The organism is Ectothiorhodospiraceae bacterium BW-2 (assembly GCA_008375315.1).
Taxonomy (GTDB): Bacteria; Pseudomonadota; Gammaproteobacteria; order Thiohalomonadales; family Thiohalomonadaceae; genus BW-2.
Genome location: CP032507.1, coordinates 2,941,702 through 2,963,457 on the forward strand (window position 1 = coordinate 2,941,702; position 21,756 = coordinate 2,963,457).

General features: G+C 52.7%; 20 protein-coding genes, 6 pseudogenes and 1 CRISPR repeat array. Of the genes and pseudogenes, 17 read left to right on the plus strand and 9 right to left on the minus strand.

Translation table 11 applies throughout. From position 1 onward, the window contains the following. Positions 1 to 402: 402 nt before the first annotated feature. Positions 403 to 594, plus strand: a pseudogene (locus D5085_14035) (hypothetical protein). Positions 595 to 779: 185 nt separating this feature from the next. Further along, a CRISPR array of direct repeats spans positions 780 to 2,639; the repeat unit is 36 nt; unit sequence GTATGAGACCTTCCCCGTTTTGTAGGGGATTAAGAC. 322 nt (positions 2,640 to 2,961) lie between these two features. Continuing rightward, the gene (locus D5085_14040) at positions 2,962 to 3,630 is read left to right on the plus strand and encodes an ArsR family transcriptional regulator (GenBank protein ID QEP44143.1); all 669 of its coding nucleotides are present in this window, start codon (positions 2,962 to 2,964) and stop codon (positions 3,628 to 3,630) included. A gap of 228 nt (positions 3,631 to 3,858) precedes the next feature. Here the strand turns inward: D5085_14040 and D5085_14045 are convergent. The 4 genes and pseudogenes from D5085_14045 to D5085_14060 form a co-directional block, all read right to left on the minus strand. Continuing rightward, a pseudogene (locus tag D5085_14045) lies at positions 3,859 to 4,041 on the minus strand (transposase). A 65-nt stretch (positions 4,042 to 4,106) separates the two neighbouring features. Further along, positions 4,107 to 4,496 carry a RidA family protein gene (locus D5085_14050; protein QEP44144.1) on the minus strand — a complete coding sequence of 130 codons (390 nt, stop codon included), beginning with the start codon at positions 4,494 to 4,496 and terminating at the stop codon, positions 4,107 to 4,109. A gap of 45 nt (positions 4,497 to 4,541) precedes the next feature. Continuing rightward, the gene (locus D5085_14055) at positions 4,542 to 6,695 is read right to left on the minus strand and encodes a bifunctional (p)ppGpp synthetase/guanosine-3',5'-bis(diphosphate) 3'-pyrophosphohydrolase (GenBank protein ID QEP45172.1); all 2,154 of its coding nucleotides are present in this window, start codon (positions 6,693 to 6,695) and stop codon (positions 4,542 to 4,544) included. A 29-nt stretch (positions 6,696 to 6,724) separates the two neighbouring features. Then, positions 6,725 to 6,958, minus strand: coding sequence for a DNA-directed RNA polymerase subunit omega (locus tag D5085_14060; protein ID QEP44145.1), 234 nt, complete (start codon positions 6,956 to 6,958; stop codon positions 6,725 to 6,727). Between the two features lie 227 nt (positions 6,959 to 7,185). Here D5085_14060 and D5085_14065 point away from each other — a divergent pair, with 227 nt between their 5' ends. The 5 genes from D5085_14065 (at position 7,186) to asd (ending at position 11,842) form a co-directional block, all read left to right on the plus strand. Further along, on the plus strand, positions 7,186 to 7,377 hold the full coding sequence (locus D5085_14065) for a DUF2892 domain-containing protein (protein QEP44146.1): 192 nt from the start codon (positions 7,186 to 7,188) through the stop codon (positions 7,375 to 7,377). Positions 7,378 to 7,518: 141 nt separating this feature from the next. After that, positions 7,519 to 8,931 (plus strand): 3-isopropylmalate dehydratase large subunit, encoded by a 1,413-nt coding sequence (gene leuC / locus D5085_14070; protein QEP44147.1) that lies wholly within the window; start codon positions 7,519 to 7,521, stop codon positions 8,929 to 8,931. Continuing rightward, the gene (leuD, locus tag D5085_14075; protein QEP44148.1) at positions 8,924 to 9,565 is read left to right on the plus strand and encodes a 3-isopropylmalate dehydratase small subunit; all 642 of its coding nucleotides are present in this window, start codon (positions 8,924 to 8,926) and stop codon (positions 9,563 to 9,565) included. Before leuC ends, leuD begins: the two co-directional genes overlap by 8 nt. Positions 9,566 to 9,601: 36 nt before the next feature. Next, positions 9,602 to 10,693 carry a 3-isopropylmalate dehydrogenase gene (gene leuB, locus D5085_14080; GenBank protein ID QEP44149.1) on the plus strand — a complete coding sequence of 364 codons (1,092 nt, stop codon included), beginning with the start codon at positions 9,602 to 9,604 and terminating at the stop codon, positions 10,691 to 10,693. Positions 10,694 to 10,726: 33 nt separating this feature from the next. Beyond that, positions 10,727 to 11,842, plus strand: a complete 1,116-nt coding sequence (asd, locus tag D5085_14085) for an aspartate-semialdehyde dehydrogenase (GenBank protein QEP44150.1) — start codon at positions 10,727 to 10,729, stop codon at positions 11,840 to 11,842. Positions 11,843 to 11,919: 77 nt separating this feature from the next. Here asd and D5085_14090 read toward each other — a convergent pair whose 3' ends face one another. After that, the gene (locus D5085_14090; protein QEP44151.1) at positions 11,920 to 12,645 is read right to left on the minus strand and encodes a glutathione peroxidase; all 726 of its coding nucleotides are present in this window, start codon (positions 12,643 to 12,645) and stop codon (positions 11,920 to 11,922) included. 172 nt (positions 12,646 to 12,817) lie between these two features. On the opposite strand from D5085_14090, the gene D5085_14095 reads away from it, so the two are divergent. Together D5085_14095 and D5085_14100 are read left to right on the plus strand one after the other, a co-directional pair. Beyond that, the gene (locus tag D5085_14095) at positions 12,818 to 13,618 is read left to right on the plus strand and encodes a hypothetical protein (GenBank protein ID QEP44152.1); all 801 of its coding nucleotides are present in this window, start codon (positions 12,818 to 12,820) and stop codon (positions 13,616 to 13,618) included. Between the two features lie 115 nt (positions 13,619 to 13,733). Then, complete coding sequence (locus tag D5085_14100) at positions 13,734 to 14,186, plus strand: hypothetical protein (protein QEP44153.1); 453 nt, start codon at positions 13,734 to 13,736, stop codon at positions 14,184 to 14,186. Between the two features lie 90 nt (positions 14,187 to 14,276). On the opposite strand, the pseudogene D5085_14105 reads toward D5085_14100, so the two are convergent. Beyond that, positions 14,277 to 14,612: pseudogene (locus D5085_14105) on the minus strand (IS66 family transposase). An 83-nt stretch (positions 14,613 to 14,695) separates the two neighbouring features. Here D5085_14105 and D5085_14110 point away from each other — a divergent pair. The 8 genes and pseudogenes from D5085_14110 to D5085_14145 all read left to right on the plus strand — a co-directional run bounded on the left by D5085_14110 (position 14,696) and on the right by D5085_14145 (position 18,759). After that, positions 14,696 to 15,082: a helix-turn-helix domain-containing protein gene (locus D5085_14110; protein QEP44154.1), complete on the plus strand. Its 387-nt coding sequence runs from the start codon at positions 14,696 to 14,698 to the stop codon at positions 15,080 to 15,082. Then, positions 15,079 to 15,336, plus strand: coding sequence for a transposase (locus tag D5085_14115; GenBank protein QEP44155.1), 258 nt, complete (start codon positions 15,079 to 15,081; stop codon positions 15,334 to 15,336). The genes D5085_14110 and D5085_14115 overlap by 4 nt, the downstream gene beginning before the upstream one ends. Next, positions 15,270 to 15,986 (plus strand): hypothetical protein, encoded by a 717-nt coding sequence (locus tag D5085_14120; protein ID QEP44156.1) that lies wholly within the window; start codon positions 15,270 to 15,272, stop codon positions 15,984 to 15,986. Before D5085_14115 ends, D5085_14120 begins: the two co-directional genes overlap by 67 nt. A gap of 5 nt (positions 15,987 to 15,991) precedes the next feature. Next, positions 15,992 to 16,102: pseudogene (locus D5085_14125) on the plus strand (carbon storage regulator CsrA). Between the two features lie 176 nt (positions 16,103 to 16,278). After that, positions 16,279 to 16,722, plus strand: coding sequence for a hypothetical protein (locus D5085_14130; GenBank protein QEP44157.1), 444 nt, complete (start codon positions 16,279 to 16,281; stop codon positions 16,720 to 16,722). Then, complete coding sequence (locus tag D5085_14135) at positions 16,719 to 17,768, plus strand: IS3 family transposase (GenBank protein QEP44158.1); 1,050 nt, start codon at positions 16,719 to 16,721, stop codon at positions 17,766 to 17,768. The genes D5085_14130 and D5085_14135 overlap by 4 nt, the downstream gene beginning before the upstream one ends. Positions 17,769 to 18,113: 345 nt before the next feature. Continuing rightward, a pseudogene (locus D5085_14140) lies at positions 18,114 to 18,461 on the plus strand (SAM-dependent DNA methyltransferase). A 110-nt stretch (positions 18,462 to 18,571) separates the two neighbouring features. Beyond that, positions 18,572 to 18,759: pseudogene (locus tag D5085_14145) on the plus strand (ApaLI family restriction endonuclease). A 172-nt stretch (positions 18,760 to 18,931) separates the two neighbouring features. Here D5085_14145 and msbA read toward each other — a convergent pair. The 3 genes from msbA to D5085_14160 are packed head-to-tail and all read right to left on the minus strand — an operon-like array spanning position 18,932 to position 21,710. Further along, positions 18,932 to 20,677: a lipid A export permease/ATP-binding protein MsbA gene (gene msbA / locus D5085_14150; GenBank protein ID QEP44159.1), complete on the minus strand. Its 1,746-nt coding sequence runs from the start codon at positions 20,675 to 20,677 to the stop codon at positions 18,932 to 18,934. Beyond that, positions 20,677 to 21,096, minus strand: a complete 420-nt coding sequence (locus tag D5085_14155; GenBank protein ID QEP44160.1) for a biopolymer transporter ExbD — start codon at positions 21,094 to 21,096, stop codon at positions 20,677 to 20,679. Before D5085_14155 ends, msbA begins: the two co-directional genes overlap by 1 nt. Then, on the minus strand, positions 21,093 to 21,710 hold the full coding sequence (locus tag D5085_14160) for a MotA/TolQ/ExbB proton channel family protein (protein ID QEP44161.1): 618 nt from the start codon (positions 21,708 to 21,710) through the stop codon (positions 21,093 to 21,095). The genes D5085_14155 and D5085_14160 overlap by 4 nt, the downstream gene beginning before the upstream one ends. Between the last annotated feature and the right edge of the window lie 46 nt (positions 21,711 to 21,756).

Sequence of the window (21,756 nt, forward strand, 5' to 3'; positions counted from 1 at the left end):
CAAGCGCTTATTCTGCTGTGAATTGCTTCAGCTATTTCAGGCTCTTAGGGTAGTTGAGAGAGGAGGGGGTGGGGGGAGTTGCAGAGAGGGCGCAGTGGTCTGGCTATGCGATGGGTCGGTGCTTTGGAGATTAGGGGCGTGATGATTCTGGTGAAGGGGATGGGGGTGGGGGGAGTTAAGCTAAGTTTAAGTTAAGTTAAGTTAATGAATTTATTTGGTTAATTTTTTTGTCTCTTTTGGGTTAAAAAAATTGCTGTGGGGGGGTTGTGGTTTAGAACATTTCTGGTATTCTGGGGCCACTGTTCGAGTGGAGCAAAAAACAGTTCTTGATTTTTTATTTATTTGTCATTAGAATTTTCCACCGTAGATAGGTTATCTACAAGCGCGAAAGTTTTGCGTGCCATGGTTAGAGTCGAAGTCGAATCGCAAGGTTGTTCTCTGTTCAGGATGAACGTCGAGGCAATTTTTATGGCGCAAGCTGGGTTTCGATGGCTGAAACTGCCCATGTTGCCGGTGTTGACCGGCCATCCGGTTGGGACTGCTCAACCAGGACTCCAGTTGCTCGCCCGCAAGGGTGTTATCAACGGAGAGCGAATTACCAAAAACCGCCATGAGCAACTTTGCTTAGGTTTTTGGGAACAGTATAGTTATTCCACTGCTGCTCATTTAAAATTTGGTAAAAAATGGTAATTGAAAAAATCGTCAACTTTTTGACGGCGGGATTTTCCGCCAAGCCCATTCATAACCGTTTGATTCTTAAGCTGAAATTAAGGGTAGCGGTATGAGACCTTCCCCGTTTTGTAGGGGATTAAGACCCATACCCCCAGGTGGTTGTCATGAGGTTGTCCAGTATGAGACCTTCCCCGTTTTGTAGGGGATTAAGACCCTCCAGGTAATCCACTACTTCGCTTTTCTTCCGAGTATGAGACCTTCCCCGTTTTGTAGGGGATTAAGACTTATTTGTCCCTGCTATCTTGATCTATATCGGTATGAGACCTTCCCCGTTTTGTAGGGGATTAAGACTTATTTGTCCCTGCTATCTTGATCTATATCGGTATGAGACCTTCCCCGTTTTGTAGGGGATTAAGACGTTTCTATGCGCTGCACACGCCGCCAACCTGGGCGGTATGAGACCTTCCCCGTTTTGTAGGGGATTAAGACAACTAATCGCGCTCATACAGCGCACTGTGTTTTGGTATGAGACCTTCCCCGTTTTGTAGGGGATTAAGACTCGATTTCGCCCAATGATTTTTTGAGTGAATACCGTATGAGACCTTCCCCGTTTTGTAGGGGATTAAGACGTGCCACAGGCTGGCACCCTCGGGTCTGGCGTATCGTATGAGACCTTCCCCGTTTTGTAGGGGATTAAGACCCTTCCAACGACCCTCACCTTCGTTCTGCTACTGGGTATGAGACCTTCCCCGTTTTGTAGGGGATTAAGACGTCTCTACTATTTCAATCTTCTGCTCCCGGCACCAGTATGAGACCTTCCCCGTTTTGTAGGGGATTAAGACGTTAAAAAACGCGTAACCCCACGTAGTGGGCACCGTATGAGACCTTCCCCGTTTTGTAGGGGATTAAGACATGCCCGGGGAGTGTGATGTTGAAACCACATTGGTATGAGACCTTCCCCGTTTTGTAGGGGATTAAGACTCGAGAAAATCCTCGATGGTTAGTCGTGCTCCGATCGTATGAGACCTTCCCCGTTTTGTAGGGGATTAAGACGGTCGAGTTCAACGCTATTTCCCGTGGCTTCCTCGTATGAGACCTTCCCCGTTTTGTAGGGGATTAAGACCGCGATATCTTCAGATACCGCTGAAAAGTCTTCGTATGAGACCTTCCCCGTTTTGTAGGGGATTAAGACAATACATTTGTTTTTATGACGCTACCATTTTCGGTATGAGACCTTCCCCGTTTTGTAGGGGATTAAGACCATGGCAATAACTCCAATTTTTACAGTATTTCGAGGTATGAGACCTTCCCCGTTTTGTAGGGGATTAAGACGAAAAATCAGGCCAAAAGTCAACCCCAGTGGCGGGGTATGAGACCTTCCCCGTTTTGTAGGGGATTAAGACGCACCACTCCTCCTGTATGTCGAAGTAAAATGAATGTATGAGACCTTCCCCGTTTTGTAGGGGATTAAGACGGAAGGCCTCTATGAGCTCCTCGTCAAATATTGGCGGTATGAGACCTTCCCCGTTTTGTAGGGGATTAAGACTCGACCATAAGGTGATACTCCTCCGTTGCTGGCAGGGTATGAGACCTTCCCCGTTTTGTAGGGGATTAAGACCACTACTTTTCAGGTGTTTAGAAAACTCATTTTTGTATGAGACCTTCCCCGTTTTGTAGGGGATTAAGACATCACTTCCCGCCTACAATCTGTCAGGCGATACGGTATGAGACCTTCCCCGTTTTGTAGGGGATTAAGACGTGAGACATTACATCTCCATTGACGGCAGATAACGTATGAGACCTTCCCCGTTTTGTAGGGGATTAAGACGGGCCTCGTGAAGCGGCTTTAACAGAAAGGGAGGTATGAGACCTTCCCCGTTTTGTAGGGGATTAAGACCGGATTTCCGGTAGCCTCCTCGTACCACTCAAGGGTATGAGACCTTCCCCGTTTTGTAGGGGATTAAGACACCAAAGACATCGGGAAATGTTTGTCCAATAAATACTTAACCATTTAACCATTTAATAGCGACTCTACCCAACAACAACTCATTAATAATCAACGCCACAGCAGCAAGCTATCTTCCCTTTGATGTGACACGGCGCGACCGTTTAGCGCGGTACTAGATGCTGATCTACCCCTTACTGCGCAAATTCAATAGTTATCCCTCCTAACGCTGCTTCGCATGGTAGGGGAGGGCTAATTTTGCTACACTAATGGCCGTGATAGTCTATCAAGTCACTACAAGTAACCACTTTAAAAGTAGAGCAGAGTAGAGCAAGGTTTTACGCATGGCAAACACCAACTTTAAGCAAGATATTTTCGGTCAGTTTGCCCGTATTGGCAAAGCGCTGGGTAATAGTCACCGGCTCGAAATTCTCGAATTTTTAGCGCAGTGTGAATACAATGTAGAGAGTCTAGCACGACTCGGCGGTTTAAGCGTGGCCAACGCCTCGCAGCACTTGCAACACCTACGCCAAGCGGGCCTAGTCGCGACTCGAAAAGAGGGGCTGCATGTCTATTACCGCCTAGCCGACAGAGATATTATTGAGCTAATGCGAGTGTTGCGGCGAGTCGCCGAGCGCAATTTGGCCGAAGTCGATAGACTAGTCAATAGCTACCTAAAAACCAAAGATGAGCTAGAACCGATCCCAGCTAAAGAGCTACTACAGCGAGTGCGCGAAGGGTTGGTGACCGTACTAGATGTCCGACCGCCGGAGGAGTTTGCCGCTGGCCACCTACCGGGTGCCGTCAATGTCCCGCTTGATGAACTAGAGCGATTGTGGTCGAGCTTCAACCCTGAGCGGGAGATTGTCGCCTACTGTCGTGGCCCCTATTGCGTACTCGCCTACAGCGCAGTGGAGCGGCTGCGTGCGCACGGCCTGCAAGCACGACGGCTAGAAGATGGGTATCCTGAGTGGAAGGCGGCGGGGTTGCCGATCAGCTCCATTGCTCAATAGCGCTGTGCTGCGCTATGACCACGATCACGACTATAACTGTTCCTAAAAACCTACGCAAAGTTGCTCATGGCAGTTTTTCAGGGTCGGACAACCGTGCCAGCACATTTCGTGCAGCGTTCTGGTCTGCCTGTAACACAACCCCGTCGAAACAGTAAATGCCCGATATCGGGGCGGTGAGGTCTTTTGCCGCAATCACGGCGGCTTTATCAACAACCTTATGAACCGAATGGCGCGACCTTCCTTCAGCCAGCCATCACCAATCTGGCGATCCGAGAGACCCACGCCACCGACAGACCCAAACCTCTGCCAGACCTCGGTACGCACTTAGCCAAGCCGACGCGCCTGCTCGCGCAATGCGGCGACTTTGCCCTTATTCGGGCGTTTTGCGTTCAGAATTCGCGTGACCCTCATTCGCACACCTCCTTTGGTAACTGAATGGGCCTATCGGGAAAATCCTCCTTGATCTCCAACGCCAACTACAATGACAACTCCATCACCCCATCCATCTCTACCTGCGCCCCCTTAGGCAGCGAAGCAACCCCGATGGCCGCCCGCGCCGGATAGGGCTCGGTAAAATAGTCGGCCATCACTTGGTTCACTAGCGTAAAGTGGCCTAAATCGGTAAGAAAGATAGTCAGTTTCGCGATATCTTGTAGCGAACCGCCCGCCGCTTCAGTAACCGCCGCTAGGTTATCAAAGACTTGGCGAATTTGAGCCTCAATGTCACCGCTGTTTAGCGTCATAGTTGCCGGAACCAGCGGAATCTGCCCCGACAGATAGACCGTACTGCCGCAACGCACCGCTTGGGAGTAAGTACCGATGGCCTGTGGCGCTTTGTCGGTGTAGATAACTTCTTTCATCCTCATCTCCAGTCTAGTTAGCAATACTATAATATGATCCTGAGGGGGAGATTAACTGCCACGGCTAATCTTCAAGATATTATCGACTCGACGCAGGCGCCGCATGACAGCGGCTAGCTCCTCGCGGCCATGAACCGCTAGCGTTAGATTCATTGTAGCCGTAACGCCGTCACTCTTGTCGATATTAATATTGTCGATATTAATCCCTAAGGCCGAAATGGTAGCGGCAACGGTGGCTAAGACACCACGCTTATTAGTGACACTCACGCGCAGATCAGTCAGAAATAGCGAACCGGCAACCGAATCCCAAGTCACATCGACCCACTTTTGCGGATGTTTTTGGTAGGTGGCCAGATTATTGCACTGACAGGTATGGATCACCACGCCACGCCCCGAAGTAAGGTAGCCGAAGATAGGATCACCCGGGATCGGACGACAACATTTTGCGTAGGTTACAATGCTCCCCTCAGTGCCGTGAATCGCGAGAGCGCTTTTGGTATCAGCAGAGGGTGGCGTGAGCAGCTCAGAGTCAAGTTCAGACTTAGCAGGTTCAGATCCTCCCGACTCCCCCTCCCGCTGTAGCAGCTCTTTGGCGATAAGCGGCGCTAGATGATTGCCAAAGCCGATTTCGGCAAAGAGCTGTTCGCTCTGGTTGAGCTGCCATTTAGAGAGACGAGGCTCGATTAATTGAGCCTGCTCTAACTCTTTTAGGCTATGGTGCATCGCTTTTAGGGCTGAGTCGAGCAGCCGCCAACCTAGTTGAATCGCCTCATGGCGTTGAATGTTCTTCAGATAGTTGCGAATACTAGACCGCGCCTTGGCCGTGGCGACAAACTGAAGCCATGAGGGGTTGGGGTGAGCTTTAGGATCGGTAATAATCTCTACCCGTTGTCCATTATGGAGCGAGAGATGGAGCGGGGCGGGGCGGCCATCGATACGAGCAGCGATACAGTGATCGCCTACCCCAGTATGGACGCTATAGGCAAAATCGACCACAGTCGCCCCCCGTGGTAGAACCGTAATCTCCCCTTTGGGGGTAAAGAGATAGACCTGATCGGGAAAGAGATCGAGTTTGACATTTTCGAGAAACTCCTGCGGATCACCGGCGTTCTGCTGCATCTCCAACAGCTTCTGCATCCACTCCCGCACCCGCGATTCGGTGGCGTGAATCGCCTGCTCTCCCGATTTATAGAGCCAGTGGGAGACGATACCGTACTCGGCCTCCCGCTCCATCTCTTCGGTTCTAATCTGTACATTAATCGGGAAACCGTAGCTGCTCTGCAACGAAGTGTGTAGCGACTGATAGCCGTTAATTTTAGGAATAGCGATATAGTCTTTAAATTTTCCCGGTACCGGCTTAAACAGATTGTGAATGATCCCTAAGGCACGATAGCAGGCATCGACATTCGTGACAATAATCCGAACCCCGAATAGATCGGTCACCTCTTTAAAGGAGCAATGCTTATCACGCATCTTCCGATAGATGCTGTAGAGATGTTTGTCACGACCGATGACCGTCGCCTCTAGCCCCTCCTGTTGCAGTCGCTCCTCAATCGCGGAGATAATCTTCTTGAACAGCGGACGGCGGTTACCGCAGACGCGCCGCAGCACCTGCTCTAGTATCTCATAGCGGCGGGGGTGGTAGGCGGCGAAACCTAAGGTCTCTAGCTCAAGCCGAATTTGGTTAATGCCGAGTCTAAGGGCTATCGGGGCATATATCTCCAGCGTCTCTACCGCGATACGACGCCGTTTGTCGGGACGCATCACCGAAAGAGTACGCATATTGTGCAGCCTATCGGCAAGTTTGATAATGATGACTCGAACATCTTTTACCATCGCTAGCACCATTTTGCGAAAATTTTTCGCCTGCGCCTCTAGCTTAGAGTGTGACTGAATATTGTTTAGTTTGCTAACGCCATCAACAAGGTAGGCGACCTCCTCACCAAAGTCCTCTACCAGCTTATCTCTCGCTGTGGGGGTATCTTCAATCACATCGTGCAAGATACCGGCGATAACCGTCTGATAGTCGAGCCGTAGCTCGGCTAAAATTCGGGCAACGGCAAGTGGATGGTAGATATAGGGCTCACCACTGACTCGGCGCTGCCCCTCATGAGCTTCGGCACCAAATAGGTAGGCTTGATAGACCTCTGTTACCTGCTCTTTGGGCAGATAGCTCTCTAACAGATCGCAGAGGTCGCTCATCATAAACATGGCAAAAGGGCCGGTAGAGCGAGCTATCCGGTGGGATCGGCAAAGGTTCTGCGCCGTGGCGGGGCACTATAGCTGGCGGCGTCAATTTTGTTAGCGGCTATCTCCCGCAGCGCCATTACCGTCGCCTTGTCGTTCTCCCACGGCAGATCGGTATCGGCACCATTGCTCAATTGGCGAGCGCGTCTGGCCGCGACCAGCACCAATTGAAAACGGTTATCGACATACTTTAAACAATCCTCCACGGTAACCCGCGCCATACTTCTCTCCTTAATCTCGGTTCGTGTATCGCTATATAAACATATAGTGAAAGGGGGCATCATAGATCAGCTAGCCCATAGGCACCAGTGGTGCGGAGCAATTTTTTTGTCTCGTTAGCGTTGTTTATGTGGCAATCGAAAAAAATTGGAGCCGTTAACCGTTGAACTATCCCTTTTAAAGCACTATTAGGCGGTAGTTGATTGTTGATGAGTAAATGAGGTGCAGTATGAAGATGAATGTTGGTGGGATTGATCGGGGAGTACGGATTGTGGCGGGTGCCGCGCTTATCGGCTGGGCGCTGATGGGTGGGCCGATTTGGGCCTGGATTGGGGTGGTGCCGCTAGCGACCGGAGCGATCGGCTTTTGTGCCCTTTATCCACTCCTAGGGATCAATACCTGTCAGATCAAGGAGCAGTAAGCTACCTTCCCCATCCCCTCCCTCCCGCTAGGGGGGGCTGTTTCCTGTTAATCGCGCCTGATGGCAAGTTGCGTTTGATGCAACGAGGCCTGATCGCATAGACTATGCGGCTCCAACTGTTACAAATTAGCGGAGCTGACCATGCAAGCCAAAACACTCTACGATAAGTTATGGGATGACCATCTGGTGCGAACTGAAGCCGATGGCACCTCACTGCTCTATATCGATCGCCATCTGGTGCACGAAGTGACCTCACCACAGGCGTTTGAGGGTTTGCGTCTAGCAGGACGGCGGCCTTGGCGTACCGAGTCGGTCTTAGCCGTACCCGATCACAATGTGCCGACGACAGATCGCTCCTTGGGGGTGAGTGATCCTATCGCCAAACTTCAGCTCGATACCCTAGAGCGCAACTGTCGTGAGTTTGGCATCACCCGCTTTGCGATGGAGGATATTCGCCAAGGGATTGTTCATGTCATCGGCCCTGAGCAGGGGGCGACACTCCCTGGGATGAGTGTGGTGTGTGGCGACTCTCATACCTCGACCCATGGCGCTTTTGGAGCGCTAGCGCACGGAATAGGGACCTCTGAGGTGGAGCATGTGTTGGCTACGCAGTGTCTGGTACAGCGCAAGATGAAAAATATGCGCATTCGGGTCGATGGGCCGGTGCCGGAGGGGGTGGGCGCTAAAGATATCGTGTTGGCCATTATTGGCGTCACTGGCACCGCCGGGGGGACCGGTTATGCGATTGAGTTTGCCGGTCGTGCGATTGAGGAGCTATCGATTGAGGGCCGAATGACCCTCTGTAACATGGCGATTGAGGCCGGTGCCCGCGCCGGCATGGTGGCGGTCGATGAGAAGAGTATCGACTACTTCCGTGATCGCCCCTATGCCCCCAAAGGGGCGCTATGGGATCGCGCCGTCACCGCTTGGCGGCAGCTCCACTCCGATGAGGGGGCTGTGTTTGATCGGGAGCTAGTTATCGATGCCACCGCCCTAAAACCGCAGCTCACTTGGGGAACCTCCCCCGAAATGGTGGTGGCCATCGACCAAACCGTGCCCGATCCGACCGCTGAGGCCGATAGCGTTCGAGCCGAGGGGATGCGGCGTGCATTAGCCTACATGGGGTTAACGGCAGGCACCCCTATGCGTGATATTGCCGTCGATAGAGTCTTTATCGGCTCCTGTACGAACTCCCGTATCGAAGATCTGCGCGAGGCCGCGGCAGTCGCTAAAGGTTATCAAGTCGCCGCATCGGTTAAGCAGGCGCTGGTGGTGCCCGGGTCGGGGTTGGTCAAACAGCAGGCGGAGGCGGAGGGGCTCGATAGAGTCTTTATTGAGGCCGGTTTTCAGTGGCGTGAGCCTGGCTGCTCTATGTGTCTGGCGATGAATGCCGATAGACTCGAACCTGGGGAGCGCTGCGCTTCGACCTCAAATCGTAATTTTGAGGGGCGACAGGGGCAGGGGGGACGCACCCATCTTGTGAGTCCGGCGATGGCCGCCGCCGCTGCTATTCGTGGCCACTTTATCGATTTTCGGGAGATAACTCATGGATAAATTTCCACACCCCTTTACCGGCTTGGTCGCACCGTTAGATCGCAGTAATGTCGATACCGATGCGATTATTCCGAAGCAGTTTTTAAAGTCGATTCAGCGCAGCGGCTTTGGCCCTAATCTGTTTGATGAGTGGCGCTATCTCGACCACGGCGAGCCGGGGAGGGAGAGTCACTCGCGCCCGCTTAATCCCGACTTTGTTCTCAATCAGCCGCGCTACCAAGGGGCGACCGTGCTGCTGACGCGGGAGAACTTCGGCTGTGGTTCGTCACGCGAACACGCCCCATGGGCGCTATTAGATTACGGTTTTCGGGTGGTTATTGCCCCAAGCTTTGCCGATATCTTTTTTAACAACTGCTTTAAAAATGGTATCTTGCCGCTCGTGTTAACGCCAGAGCAGGTAACGCAGCTCTTTTGGCAGTGTGAGGCGGAGGTGGGGTATCGGCTGGTGGTCGATCTAAAGGCGCAGCAGCTAATCGCATCCGCTGGCGTTACCTTTCCCTTTGAGATCGATCCGTTTCGAAAACAGTCTCTGCTAGAGGGGCTAGACGATATCGGCTTAACGCTACAGCACCGAGAGGAGATCGCCGCCTATGAGGCAAAAAGGCAGCAGCAAGCACCGTGGCTATTTGGTTAAGTCGCCCGAATATAGTTTGAACTACTTGGAGCAAAAATGAGTCATAAAATTGCCATCCTGCCCGGTGACGGTATCGGCCAGGAGATTGTCGCTGAAGCGGTCAAGGTGCTGCAGGTACTGCAGCAGGAGTATGGTCTTAACCTTGAGACCGAAGAGGCACCGGTCGGCGGTACCGCCTATGATATCGCCGGCCACCCCCTGCCCGACTCGACCCTAAAGCTAGCGCAAGAGGCCGATGCGGTACTCTTAGGTGCGGTAGGGGGGTATCAGTGGGAGTCGCTGCCAATCGCGGTGCGACCAGAGAGGGGATTACTCGGGCTGCGAGCAGAGCTAGGGCTGTTTGCCAATCTGCGTCCAGCGATTCTCTACCCGCAGTTAGCCGACGCCTCGACCCTCAAAAATGAGATAGTCTCTGGACTCGATATCATGATTGTGCGCGAACTAACGGGGGGGATCTACTTTGGTCAGCCACGGGGGGTGCGCCACCTCGATAGCGGTGAGAGGCAGGGCTACAACACGCTAGTCTATAGCGAACATGAGATTCGCCGTATCGCCAAAGTCGCCTTTGAGATTGCCATGAAGCGCAATAAAAAGATCTGCTCGGTCGATAAGGCCAATGTGTTGGAGTGTACCGAGCTATGGCGCGAAGTGGTGAGTGAGGAGGCGAAGCGTTATCCTGACATCGAACTTAGCCATCTCTATGTCGATAACGCCGCCATGCAGCTAGTGCGGGCACCAAAACAGTTCGATGTCATGGTCACTACCAATATGTTTGGCGATATTCTGTCAGATTGTGCCGCGATGCTCACCGGTTCGATTGGGATGCTCCCCTCAGCCTCACTCGATGCGAACAGCAAGGGGATGTATGAGCCGATTCACGGCTCAGCGCCCGATATCGCCGGCAAAAATATCGCTAATCCACTCGCGACCATCCTCTCGGTCGCTATGTTGGTTAAATATAGTCTCAATCGTAGCGATCTCTGCGCTAAAATTGAGCAGGCGACCCGACAGGTGCTCGATAGTGGCAAACGCACTGCCGATATTATGGCACCGGGGTGTGAGCCGATCTCGACGACCCAGATGGGCGAGGCGGTCTGTGAGCAGCTGCGGCAATTGGCCGCACATTAGACACATTGTAGAAGCAACTTTCAGGAGATAAATATGAAAAAAGTGGGCCTCATTGGCTGGCGTGGCATGGTCGGTTCGGTGCTGATGCAGCGACTACAGCAGGAGGGTGATTTTGCCTCATTTGAGCCGATATTTTTTACCACTTCCCAGGTGGGTCAGGCCGGCCCCGACATTGGCCAACCTGTCGCCCCGCTAAAAGATGCCAATGAGATTAGCGAGCTACAGCAGATGGACGCTATCGTCACCTGCCAAGGGGGAGACTATACCGAAAAGGTCTATCAACCGCTACGAGAGAGCGGCTGGAGTGGCTACTGGATCGATGCCGCCTCGACACTGCGGATGAGAGATGAGGCGATTATCATCCTCGATCCAGTCAATCGAGCCGTGATTGATCGCGGTATGAGTGAGGGGGTTAAGAGCTATATTGGCGGTAACTGTACCGTTAGTCTCATGTTAATGGCCATTGGCGGCCTGTTTGAACAGGATCTCATTGAGTGGGTTACCCCGATGACCTATCAGGCCGCCTCTGGGGCGGGTGCTCGCAATATGCGCGAGTTGATTAGCCAGATGGGGGCGATTCACGCCAATGTGGCCGATAAACTCAACGATCCGGCCAGCGCCATTCTCGATATTGATCGCCAAGTCGCGGAGTTTATTCGCTCTGATGACTATCCGCTACAGCAGTGGCCGGTTCCTTTGGCCGGTTCGCTAATTCCGTGGCTCGACTCACAACTACCGAGTGGCCAGAGTCGTGAGGAGTGGAAGGCGGAGGTCGAGACCAATAAAATTTTGGGTCGTAGCGACAGGCCAGTGCCGATTGATGGGCTCTGTGTTCGGGTCGGCGCGATGCGTAGCCACTCTCAGGCGCTCACGATCAAGCTCAAGCAGGATGTGCCGTTAAGTGAGGTAGAGCAGTTAATCGCCGCCCATAACGATTGGGTGAGCGTGGTGCCGAACGATAAAGAGCTCTCCATGCGGCAGCTAACTCCCGCTGCGGTGACCGGTACGCTAACCGTGCCTGTCGGTAGGATGCGTAAACTGAGTATGGGGCCGGAGTACCTCTCCGCTTTTACCGTAGGGGATCAGTTACTATGGGGAGCGGCAGAGCCGCTGCGGCGGATGCTGCAGATTGTGGTGCAGGGGGGCTAGGCTAAAGAGTGGCTGATCGGAGTCCCTCCCCTAGCTAGGGGAGGGAGTTAAGAGCAAAAAACAGGACAGAATGGCATTTAGCCAAGATAGTTGGCTAAATCGTCCGAACCGCCGATATGTTGGCCATTAATGAAGATCTGCGGTACGGTATTGCGAGCTGTGATCGCCCGTACCGCCCGCTCACTGGTATCACTACCGAGCACAATCTCCTCAAAATCTTTACCACGCTCGCGTAGCATCTCTTTGGCCTTGGCGCAGAAGGGGCAGCCGGGCTTAGTAAAGATAGCGATATCGGCCGGTTTATCGGCGTTGGGGTTAATATAGGCCAGCATTGTATCGGCATCGGAGACCTTAAAGGGATCGCCCGGCTCGTTCGGCTCGACAAACATCTTCTCAACGATGCCATCTTTGACCAGCATCGAGTAGCGCCAGGAGCGTTTACCGAAACCGAGGGCGCTTTTATCAACCAGCATTCCCATTCCGTCAGAGAACTCGCCGTTACCATCGGCGAGCAGGGTGACATTTTCGGCCTGCTGATCCTTGCCCCAGGCGTGCATGACGAAGGCGTCGTTAACCGATAGACAGACAATCTCATCGACGCCGTTGCTGTGCAGCGCCGCCGCTAACTCGTTGTAACGCGGCAGATGGCTGGAGGAGCAGGTAGGGGTGTAGGCACCGGGGAGGCTAAATACCACCACGGTACGCCCCTTAAACAGCTCATCGGAGCTAACATCGGTTAACTGGCCATCACAAATCTGCTTAAATGTGACCTGTGGAACGGCTTGACCCTCTTTGTGTGACATAAATTTCTCCTGTCGTTTAGGTTAAAGGAATTTGAGATGTTAAGGTGTCTGCTCAATCTATGGGGCTAGTATAGGGGCGCTTTTTTCATAGGTAAAATCGTTTATGTTTATTAACTAGATTGGAATGAACAATCATTGGGCAATCTTTTAGGGGTTTTAAGGGAGAGCCGACATGGCAAAGCGGTATGGCGGTGAGTTGATCTATTGTGGGCAAGATCGCTATGGGGTGCTGGAGGTGGTCGATAACGGTATTGAGCGCTCACTCCACTTCGGCTCCCCGCCGGTACAGAGCTCGATGCTACTGCACGATCCCGACTACCCCTATTTGAGCTATATTCGGGCGATGTTGACCGCGCTACTCTTCTGTCCCGAACCGAAACGGGTACTGGTGATAGGCTTAGGCGGCGGAACGCTGGTGCGCTATTTGGTGAACTACTGTCGTGCTAAAGAGATCGATATCGTCGAGCTGCGTCCAGCCGTGGTCAGGCTCGCACAGAGCTACTTTATGCTCCCCGATGAGCCGCAGCTAACTCTCTATCAAGAGGATATTCGCCGTTATCAGCGCCGTCATCGACCTAAAGCGCACTACGATCTGATTTTGGTCGATGCCTTCAGTGAACAGGGGTTGGCGAGTGCGGTGGCCGAGAGCGACTTTTTTGCCTATCTTCACCAAGTGGCAAGGCCGGAAGCGGTGGTGGCGATGAATGTCTGGATCGAGCAGCGCTCGGCGCTTATGTGGCTCAAGGAGCAGCTCAACGCCTTTTTTGGCCACAATGCCTTAGCGCTATCGGTACCGGGCAAGGCGAACCAAATTCTGTTTGCCGCAGGGGAGGGCAATCAGCTAGAGGCGCAGCTAACAGAGCTTAAACCGCTAGCGCTGACTCTACAGCTCCAGAGTCGGGTGGAGTTTAGTCAGCTATTAAGGCGCTTGCAGCAGGAGAATCGTAAGCGCTGGTTGGGGCTGTTTGGTTAGTTGAGTTAGGGCAGGCTATGACGCATGGAGGATTTAGGATATTATACCTTGGTTGAGAACAGGTATTCATCTATCGTTGTATAGGCTATCGGATAAACAGTAACGGAGTAAAAAAGTGAGTGAAAATACGATTCTATTCGGGCTGCTGATTATTATTGTCATGCTAGCTATTGTGATTAAATACCTGCGTGAGGCTATGGCAACGCGCTACGGCTACGCCTCAGCTAAACCGGGTAGAGCACATCCGGTAAAGCGGCTTCGGGCAGATGATGAGCACCATAGCAGCACCACGGCAACGACAGCGGCGGCTGTCACCGGGGTGACCGCTGCTGTGGCCTTTGCCGCGATGGAGAGTGACGATTATATGTCGGACGAAACAGTGATAAACGATAGCGGGATAGAGATTAACCCAGCTAATGGCCTACCGATGGTTGATGGTGTAGGTAGCGTTGATATTGAGGGGAATCCTTACGGTTTCGATAGCAGCTTTAGTGATAGCGATAGCGATAGTGGCAGCGATATCTCCGGTTTTGATGATACCTTTTCATCCTCCTCTGACGACTGGTAGTCACAGCGGGTATTTTGGCGAGCCTTTATGGCTTAGCCAATTTAACCTAATGTTCTAACATAACCTATGGACTGATTGCCGAGTAACTATTCAGGGGTGAATTTCCATAAACTCTGGCCACTTTCCATTGTAGAGCAGTCGCAAAGCCTTAGCTGGGGATACCCCATTCTTCTGGCAGGTAGAGAGGTAGCTGCGAATTCTGGCAAACATCATAGCTCCCTCCTTTGAGCGGAAACATCCAGAGATTTTCTGCTGAACCTTGCTCATACGCAGATCGCGCTCTCCCTGATTGTTAGTAAACGGCACTTCAAGCTCCACCATGAAGCGCAGGACATCCTCCTCGTACGCCAACAGATGTTCCAGTAAGTTTCTGGATTTAGAACGCTTTAACCGTCCTCGCTGCCCTTTTTTTCGTTGAGACTCATCCGTAACCTTACGCCACCATAGCGTAAAAAGCCCCGAAAAATTTGTTTCACTACTCCCCTGATGAACCACAGAGGAGAACAGAGATGCTGAACCCCACCCTAGCAGCCGTATCACAGGCCTTTAAAGATTGGCGGGAGAACCCGGAAAAGAGCGCGCGAAGCCGAATTCCCGAGGCGCTGCAACAACAAACCGTAGCGTTAATAGGCCACTACCCGGTGAGCCACATACTCAAAGCGCTGCGCATCAATTACCGTCAACTCAGTAGCTGGAAGAAGAGCTGGGAGGAGAACAACACCATCCCGGGATTCATCGCGCTTGAACCGTCAGAGCCGACTAGCGAACCTCTTTTGGCTCTCAAATGGACGACCGAAACCACTACCGGTCGACCATTGAGTGTGGAGGGTGAGTTATCACCGGAACAATGGCGGCAACTACTGCCCCTGCTCAGCCAGATGGGAGCTAACTCATGATCTACCTCACAGAACAGACTCCGGTGATGATAGCGACAGCACCGGCTGATTTTCGCCGTGGCATCGACGGCTTTGTCGCGCTGTGCCAACACCAACTCGGCCAACAGCCGCGCTCAGGCACCGTATTCACCTTTATCAACCGCTCCAAAACGATGATTCGCCTGCTGGTCTATGAGAACAATGGTTACTGGCTGATGACCAAGCGCCTCTCCAAAGGCAAATACCGGGGTTGCCTCGCCCAGCAGAGCCGATAAGTGCGATTAAGGCACAACAACTACGCCAACTCCTCTCAAATTTGGTAAAATGGCACCATCTGGATGACACACCCAACCGGATTTTGAATCAGGGCACGATTCTGAAGCCTGACAGAAGGAGCGGTCAACTTAAACCCCGCAGCGGTACTTTCACTTCCGGCTTAATCGCGACACTGGAGAGTGGCCAACAAATCGTGCTCTACCAGACCGATATTGGCCATGCCGGAGAGTTGATCGATGAGATTCTGCGTCTGCGCCATTCCGGGTTAGCCAAACCCACTATCATGTGCGATGCGCTCAGTCGCAATCTGCCTACGGTGCTGGATGAAACACAGCGACACGATACATTCTGCAACAGCCACTGTAGGCGGGGGTTTGTGGATGTGGCAGAGCTGCATCCGGATAAAGTCCCGTGGGTGTTAGCGCTCTACGACCCGGTGTGGCACCACGATGCTCACTGCAAGAAGGAGAAGTACACCCCGGCAGAGCGGCTGGCTTACCATCAGCAGCACTCACTACCGCTGATGGCGCAGCTCAAACAGTGGGGCGAGGCGCAGATTGAGAGTGGCGATACCGAGCCTACTGCCTCCCCCTCCCTCTGTTTAAGTCTATCAGGCCGGCTCCGAGGCCGTCACGCTATGGTGGCGTAAGGTTACACTCGGTTTCCCAAATTATTTCGGCAGCGGTTGAGCAGAAGCTCATCAAGCTCGACCCGGGCGCTCCCGACTCCCGTAAATATGCGAGGTACATTCCCCATTGGGCTTAACCTTATTTCATTTTAACTGCAATGATAGCATCAACAAAATATATGTCATTGATATTAAATATCATTGTTATTTCATCGCAACCGGAACTAGCCACTATTTAGAGGCAAAAGGTCAAACATGAACGCCGATACAATCCCTGAGTGTCAAGATACCCTGAGACCACCCCTGATGAGAAATGAATGTAGAATCAGGGGGGCAACAGAGGAGATACACGATGCCCAAAGATACTACCGTTTTACCCTCCAACGAGGTTACCGACCCCGATGAAGAGAAGCGCTCCTACCGCAAATTTAGTGAGGAAGAGAAGCTTCGGATCCTAGCAGAAGCAGAGCAGTGCAAGGAGCCGGGTCAGCTAGGCGAGCTGCTGCGCAAAGAGCAGATCTACAGCTCCCATCTGACCAAATGGCGCCGACAACTGCAAGCACAGGGGCAGGCTGGCCTGAAAGGGAAACAGAGTGGTCGCAAACCGAGCCTAGACAAGCGAGATAAGGAGATAGAGCGTTTAAAGAAGGAAATTCAGCGTCTTAGCCAACGGTTACAGCAGACCGAAGGGGTGATTGCGCTCCAAAAAAAAGCCTTCAGCTTATTGGAGCAGATGAACACAGAGATAAGCTTATGAGATTAGTTGAAAAAGAGTGCCCCAGTTCGGTGAGCATAAGAGCCGCTTGCGATAGCCTAGCGCTCTCGCGTGCAGGCTACTACCGCCGACAGGCTCCGGTTGTCTCCCCCCGAGCGAGCCTTCCAAGACCCGTCGCAGCCAATGCGCTGAGTGAGGCAGAGAGGCAAGCCGTTCTGGGGCTTTTGAACAGCGAACGATTCTATGACCAACCTCCGGCAGAGATCTATGCTAGCCTGCTGGATGAAGGGAAATATTACTGTTCAATCAGTACGATGTATCGGATCCTTCGTGCTAATCAACAGACGGGAGAGCGGCGAGCTCAAAAACCGGCCAAATCACACGCTATCCCCCGATTACGGGCGACCCGCCCGAATGAGGTTTGGACATGGGATATCACTAAGCTTCCCACCACAGAGCAGGGTAACTTCTTGAATCTCTATGTGGTGATGGATCTCTACAGCCGTTTTATTGTGGCTTGGATGGTCTCAAGGAAGGAGAATAGTGAGCTCTCCAAGCTGTTAATCAGTGACGCAGCGGCTCGCTATCGGGTCGCGCTCAGTGGCTTAACACTGCATCAGGATAGAGGTGTGCCGATGACCGCCAGAGGCTATCTCGACTTGATGGCCGAACTGGGGATCACCTGCTCCCACAGCCGTCCACGAGTCAGTAACGACAATCCGTTTAGCGAGAGTCAATTTAAAACACTCAAGCAACAACCCGATTATCCTCAACGATTTACAGGAGTTGACCATGCCAGAATATGGTTTAGTGACTATGTTGACTGGTACTGTTTCCACCACCACCATCGAGGGATTGCGTGGTTCACTCCAGAGCAGGTATTTACCGGTCGTTACAAGGAGGTTAGCGAGCAGCGTGAACAGGCGCTGAAGCAGGCCTATCAGCAGCATCCGAAACGCTTTATTCATGGTGAGCCCAAGGTTAAGCAACCCCCTACTGAGGTATGGATTAACCCCGCTCTACCGGAGGAGGGGGTGGGGTCGCTGGAGGTCAACTATCCAACCCTGAATAGAGCGAAGGAGAGATGAGTGACGGTGCCGCTAGTGGGTCTATCGTCGATGGCTTTAGCCGGTTGTGGTGGCTGAATGACAGAGCGTTATCCATAGCCCGCCCCCCGGAGACCCCCTTATTATCGTAGGGGGGCGGGCTGTGGGTAACGCGGTGCAGGAGGGAGGTTCCTAGATTAGGGGTTGCAGTTCGCCTTGCAGCTCCCCCTTGCTGAAGGGCTTGGCTCTTGCGGCAAAGGGCCATGAGGGTCATGTTCGCTCCTTGTTGCGTCATGACTCAACATAGGCGAAATTTGCCGGTGAGGGCAGTGGCAATCACCGGCTAGATTTAGAGCTTTATTTTTTTAACAACTGGTCTCAAATTACTTGACAGCTTCCGCAATCGTCTCCAAAGTCTGGAGTTTCTGCATCACCCTGCGTGATGACGGGGTGGGTTATGGTGACTACCTGGAGCAGCTTACCTACCTCATCTTCCTCAAAATGGCCGACGAGTACAGCAAGCCACCCCATAGCCGTGATGTGGGGATACCCGAGCAGTACAACTGGGAGAGCCTGCGCCTGAAAAAAGGCGCGGAACTGGAAAGTCACTACATCACCCTGCTGAGAGAACTTGGCACCGGCAAGGGAATGCTGGGGCAGATATTCACCAAAGCCCAGAACAAGATACAAGACCCCGCCAAGCTCTCTCGCTTGATTGAGATGGTCAACGACACCTAATGGGTAATGATGGGAGCCGACACTAAAGGCACTATCAAGGCTAGAAAGTACATCCAATCTCACAGACACAGGTGATTTCGGCAGCAAGATTTAAGCCTATACGAGTAATGTTCTACTATCCAAATCGGACGCAGGCAAAAGGAATGCAAGAGACACTAGAAACCCTCTATAAAGGCATTGGCGGAGAGTACCATTGGGGGGTAATGCGTGGGACTATGTAAAGAACCGAACAGGATTTGATTTGAAAGCCTTGCTTGAGAGAATTGCAGAAGAAAATGCACACGAAGATGAGTGAAATTGTCAATAAAATATATTTGGGTGATTACCGCTCACGCCGGCGATTATTAAACGGGCGCACGATCTTGATATTCTCTACAGTTACGGTAAACAGCTACTGCGGCTGCCGCAGCAGATCGAAAAGTGGGTCGAACGGCGGATGGAGAGCCGTTAGTAAGGGCGGTAGGGGGTTAAGCCGCAGCGGCATTAAACTGCATTCGATGCAGCGCCGCATAGAGGCCATCTAGCTGTAGTAGCTGCTGATGGCTCCCCTGTTCAGCGATAACGCCTCTATCTAGCACAATAATGCGATCAGCGTTTTCAATGGTAGAGAGGCGGTGGGCGATTACCAGCGTCGTCCGCCCCTCCATTAACCTCTCTAGTGCTGCCTGAATATGGCGCTCTGATTCAGTATCGAGGGCAGAGGTCGCTTCATCTAGAATCAGAATGGGGGCATCTTTAAGTAGCGCTCTGGCAATAGCGAGCCGCTGCCGCTGGCCGCCGGAGAGCATGACCCCATTTTCGCCGACGATGGTATGAAACCCCTCCGGTAGCTGCTCGATAAACTCCAGCGCATGGGCCTGCTCGGTGGCGAGCCGTAGCTGCTGTTGGCTCACCTGTTCGAGCTGTCCATAGGCGATATTGTGGGCGATGGTATCGTTGAAGAGGGTGATATTCTGGCTTACTAGCGCAATATGTTGTCGCAGTGAGCTGAGGCTAAGGGCATTAATCGGAACACCATCAATCGTAATCTCCCCCTCGCTACAGAGATAGAAGCGCGGTAGGAGATTGACTAAGGTGGTCTTGCCGCCGCCGGAGCGGCCGACTAGGGCTACCCTCTCCCCGGGTTGAATATCGAGTTCAATCTCTTTAAGCACTTGGCGCTGCGGCTGATTCGGGTAGTTAAAACTGACCTTGCGGTAGCGAATCGCCCCCTGACAGCCACTTAGCTGCTGTTGACCCTGATCGGGCTCCGGTGGGGCATCGATAAAGTTAAAGATACTACGAGCACCGGCGACGCCGCGCTGTAGATTGGCGGTAATGCGGGTGAGGCGCTTCATCGGCGCTAACATTAACATCATGGCGCTAATAAAGGAGATAAAGCTACCGACACTTAAATCGGGTTGCCGTAGTGCAAAGGCGATCACTAGCGCCGCTGAGGTGGCCGAAATGAGCTGTACTACCGGCACCGAAGCGGCACTGGTGGCCAATAGCTTCATATTGAGGCGACGGTTATCCTCATTGGCCTGTTCAAAACGGTATCGCTCATAGGGTTGGCCGCCAAAACTCTTCACTTCGCGCTGCCCCTCAATTACCTCTTCGGCGATGTGGCTAACACTGCCCATCGACTCCTGAATACGGTGGCTATAGCGACGAAAACGGCGGTTAATGGCATTAATGGTAGCGGCGACAAAGGGGGTGCCGAGCATTAGAATAAGGGCTAACTGCCAGTCGATATAGAACATCCAGCCGAGTAGGCCGATAATGGTGAGCGTATCCCGAATCATGACGGTAATGATATCGGTGGCAGCGAGAGCTACCTGTTCGACATCGTAGATCAGTTTGGAGATGATCGTGCCGGCAGGGGAGGTGTCGTAGAAGGTGACCGGCAGGCGTAGCATCTGACTAAACATCTCTGTTCGTAGTGTTTTAATCACGGTTCTAGCAACCCAAGCCATATAGTACTCGGCCAGATAGCCGGCGATACCGCGCACCAAAAATAGCCCAATTAACACATACGGCGTCCAGTGGATAATCTCCTCATCGCGCTCGACAAAACTGCCATCGAGCATCGGCTTCATTAGTGCGGCAAAGCCGGTCTCGGTCGCGGCGACCAGAATTAGCCCGATAATGGCGATGAGAAAGAGCCGCCAGTGGGGCAGAATATAGCCGAGCAGGCGTCGATAGACCGTCCAAGTGCTCTGTGAACTTGACATCACGACTCCCCACTCTGGGTGGTGGCGAACAAAATTTGAGTTAACTGCAAGCGAGAGAGTACATCGAGCGCCGTCATTACCGCCTGATGGGGGGTCGCTCTGTCGGCATTAATAATCACTTTAGGCTGCTGTAGTGCCATCGAGGTCTGTTGCAGAGCGTTGTAGAGGGTGTGGGGTTTTGAGTTGCCAACCGCTTTGCCGTTAATAAAGTAGTCGCCGGCGGCATTAATGGAGAGCTGTAGCGTGATACCCTGCTCTGGCGGCTGCTCTTGAGCCGCCTGGGGTAGTTCGATGCTAAGCTGACTTTCGCGCTCAAAAGTGGTCGAGACCATAAAGAAGATGAGCAGCAGAAAGACGACATCAATCAGCGGGGTGAGGTTTAGTTCGACCTCCTCGGTGGGGCGGTGGCGAAATCTCATCGGCTCACCGGCCGTTCACCGTGAATCATCTCGACCAGTCGCAGCGCCTCCTCCTCCATTCTAAGGGCTAACATATCGACTCTATGGCGAAAATGGCGATAGAAGGCGAGGGATACAATCGCAACAGAGAGCCCTGTAGCGGTGGTAATCAGTGCCTCTGAGATGCCGCCTGCCAAGATGGTCGGATCGCCCACTCCGGCGGCGGTAATGGCGGCAAAGACCTTAATCATGCCGATCACGGTACCGAGTAGGCCGAGCAGCGGGGTAATGGAGGCGATCGTGCCGAGGGCGTTGAGATAGCGCTCCATCTCGCCGACAGCCTGTCGTCCCGCCTCCTCAATCACCTCTTTCATCACCTCTCGCTCGGCGGTGAGATGGGTTAAACCGGCAGCCAAGACTCGTCCGAGGGGGGAGGTAAGCGCTAGCTGTTCGATGTGTTGGTTAGTGAGCTTGCCCTCAATGTGGAGCTTCCAGAGGCCGTTAACCAGATTGGGGGGGGCGATTCGTCTCTGGCGTAGCACTAGCAGCCGTTCGATAATAATGGTCATGGCAAAGATGGAGCAGAGCAGAATCGGTACCATTAGCCAGCCACCGGCTATCATCAGTTCAAGCAATGTTATCTCCCTGTCGTTAAACTCAAGTTCGTCATCTTATCACTCT

Excerpts from the sequence above, each read along its gene's own strand:
- D5085_14095 (QEP44152.1), top strand. The coding sequence starts at position 12,818 with ATGGCAAAGCGGTATGGCGGTGAGTTGATCTATTGTGGGCAAGATCGC.
- D5085_14050 (QEP44144.1), bottom strand. The coding sequence starts at position 4,496 with ATGAGGATGAAAGAAGTTATCTACACCGACAAAGCGCCACAGGCCATC.
- D5085_14040 (QEP44143.1), top strand. The coding sequence starts at position 2,962 with ATGGCAAACACCAACTTTAAGCAAGATATTTTCGGTCAGTTTGCCCGT.
- asd (QEP44150.1), top strand. The coding sequence starts at position 10,727 with ATGAAAAAAGTGGGCCTCATTGGCTGGCGTGGCATGGTCGGTTCGGTG.
- D5085_14135 (QEP44158.1), top strand. The coding sequence starts at position 16,719 with ATGAGATTAGTTGAAAAAGAGTGCCCCAGTTCGGTGAGCATAAGAGCC.
- msbA (QEP44159.1), bottom strand. The coding sequence starts at position 20,677 with ATGTCAAGTTCACAGAGCACTTGGACGGTCTATCGACGCCTGCTCGGC.
- D5085_14055 (QEP45172.1), bottom strand. The coding sequence starts at position 6,695 with ATGATGAGCGACCTCTGCGATCTGTTAGAGAGCTATCTGCCCAAAGAG.
- leuC (QEP44147.1), top strand. The coding sequence starts at position 7,519 with ATGCAAGCCAAAACACTCTACGATAAGTTATGGGATGACCATCTGGTG.
- leuB (QEP44149.1), top strand. The coding sequence starts at position 9,602 with ATGAGTCATAAAATTGCCATCCTGCCCGGTGACGGTATCGGCCAGGAG.
- D5085_14060 (QEP44145.1), bottom strand. The coding sequence starts at position 6,958 with ATGGCGCGGGTTACCGTGGAGGATTGTTTAAAGTATGTCGATAACCGT.
- leuD (QEP44148.1), top strand. The coding sequence starts at position 8,924 with ATGGATAAATTTCCACACCCCTTTACCGGCTTGGTCGCACCGTTAGAT.
- D5085_14155 (QEP44160.1), bottom strand. The coding sequence starts at position 21,096 with ATGAGATTTCGCCACCGCCCCACCGAGGAGGTCGAACTAAACCTCACC.
- D5085_14065 (QEP44146.1), top strand. The coding sequence starts at position 7,186 with ATGAAGATGAATGTTGGTGGGATTGATCGGGGAGTACGGATTGTGGCG.
- D5085_14130 (QEP44157.1), top strand. The coding sequence starts at position 16,279 with ATGAATGTAGAATCAGGGGGGCAACAGAGGAGATACACGATGCCCAAA.
- D5085_14115 (QEP44155.1), top strand. The coding sequence starts at position 15,079 with ATGATCTACCTCACAGAACAGACTCCGGTGATGATAGCGACAGCACCG.
- D5085_14090 (QEP44151.1), bottom strand. The coding sequence starts at position 12,645 with ATGTCACACAAAGAGGGTCAAGCCGTTCCACAGGTCACATTTAAGCAG.
- D5085_14110 (QEP44154.1), top strand. The coding sequence starts at position 14,696 with ATGCTGAACCCCACCCTAGCAGCCGTATCACAGGCCTTTAAAGATTGG.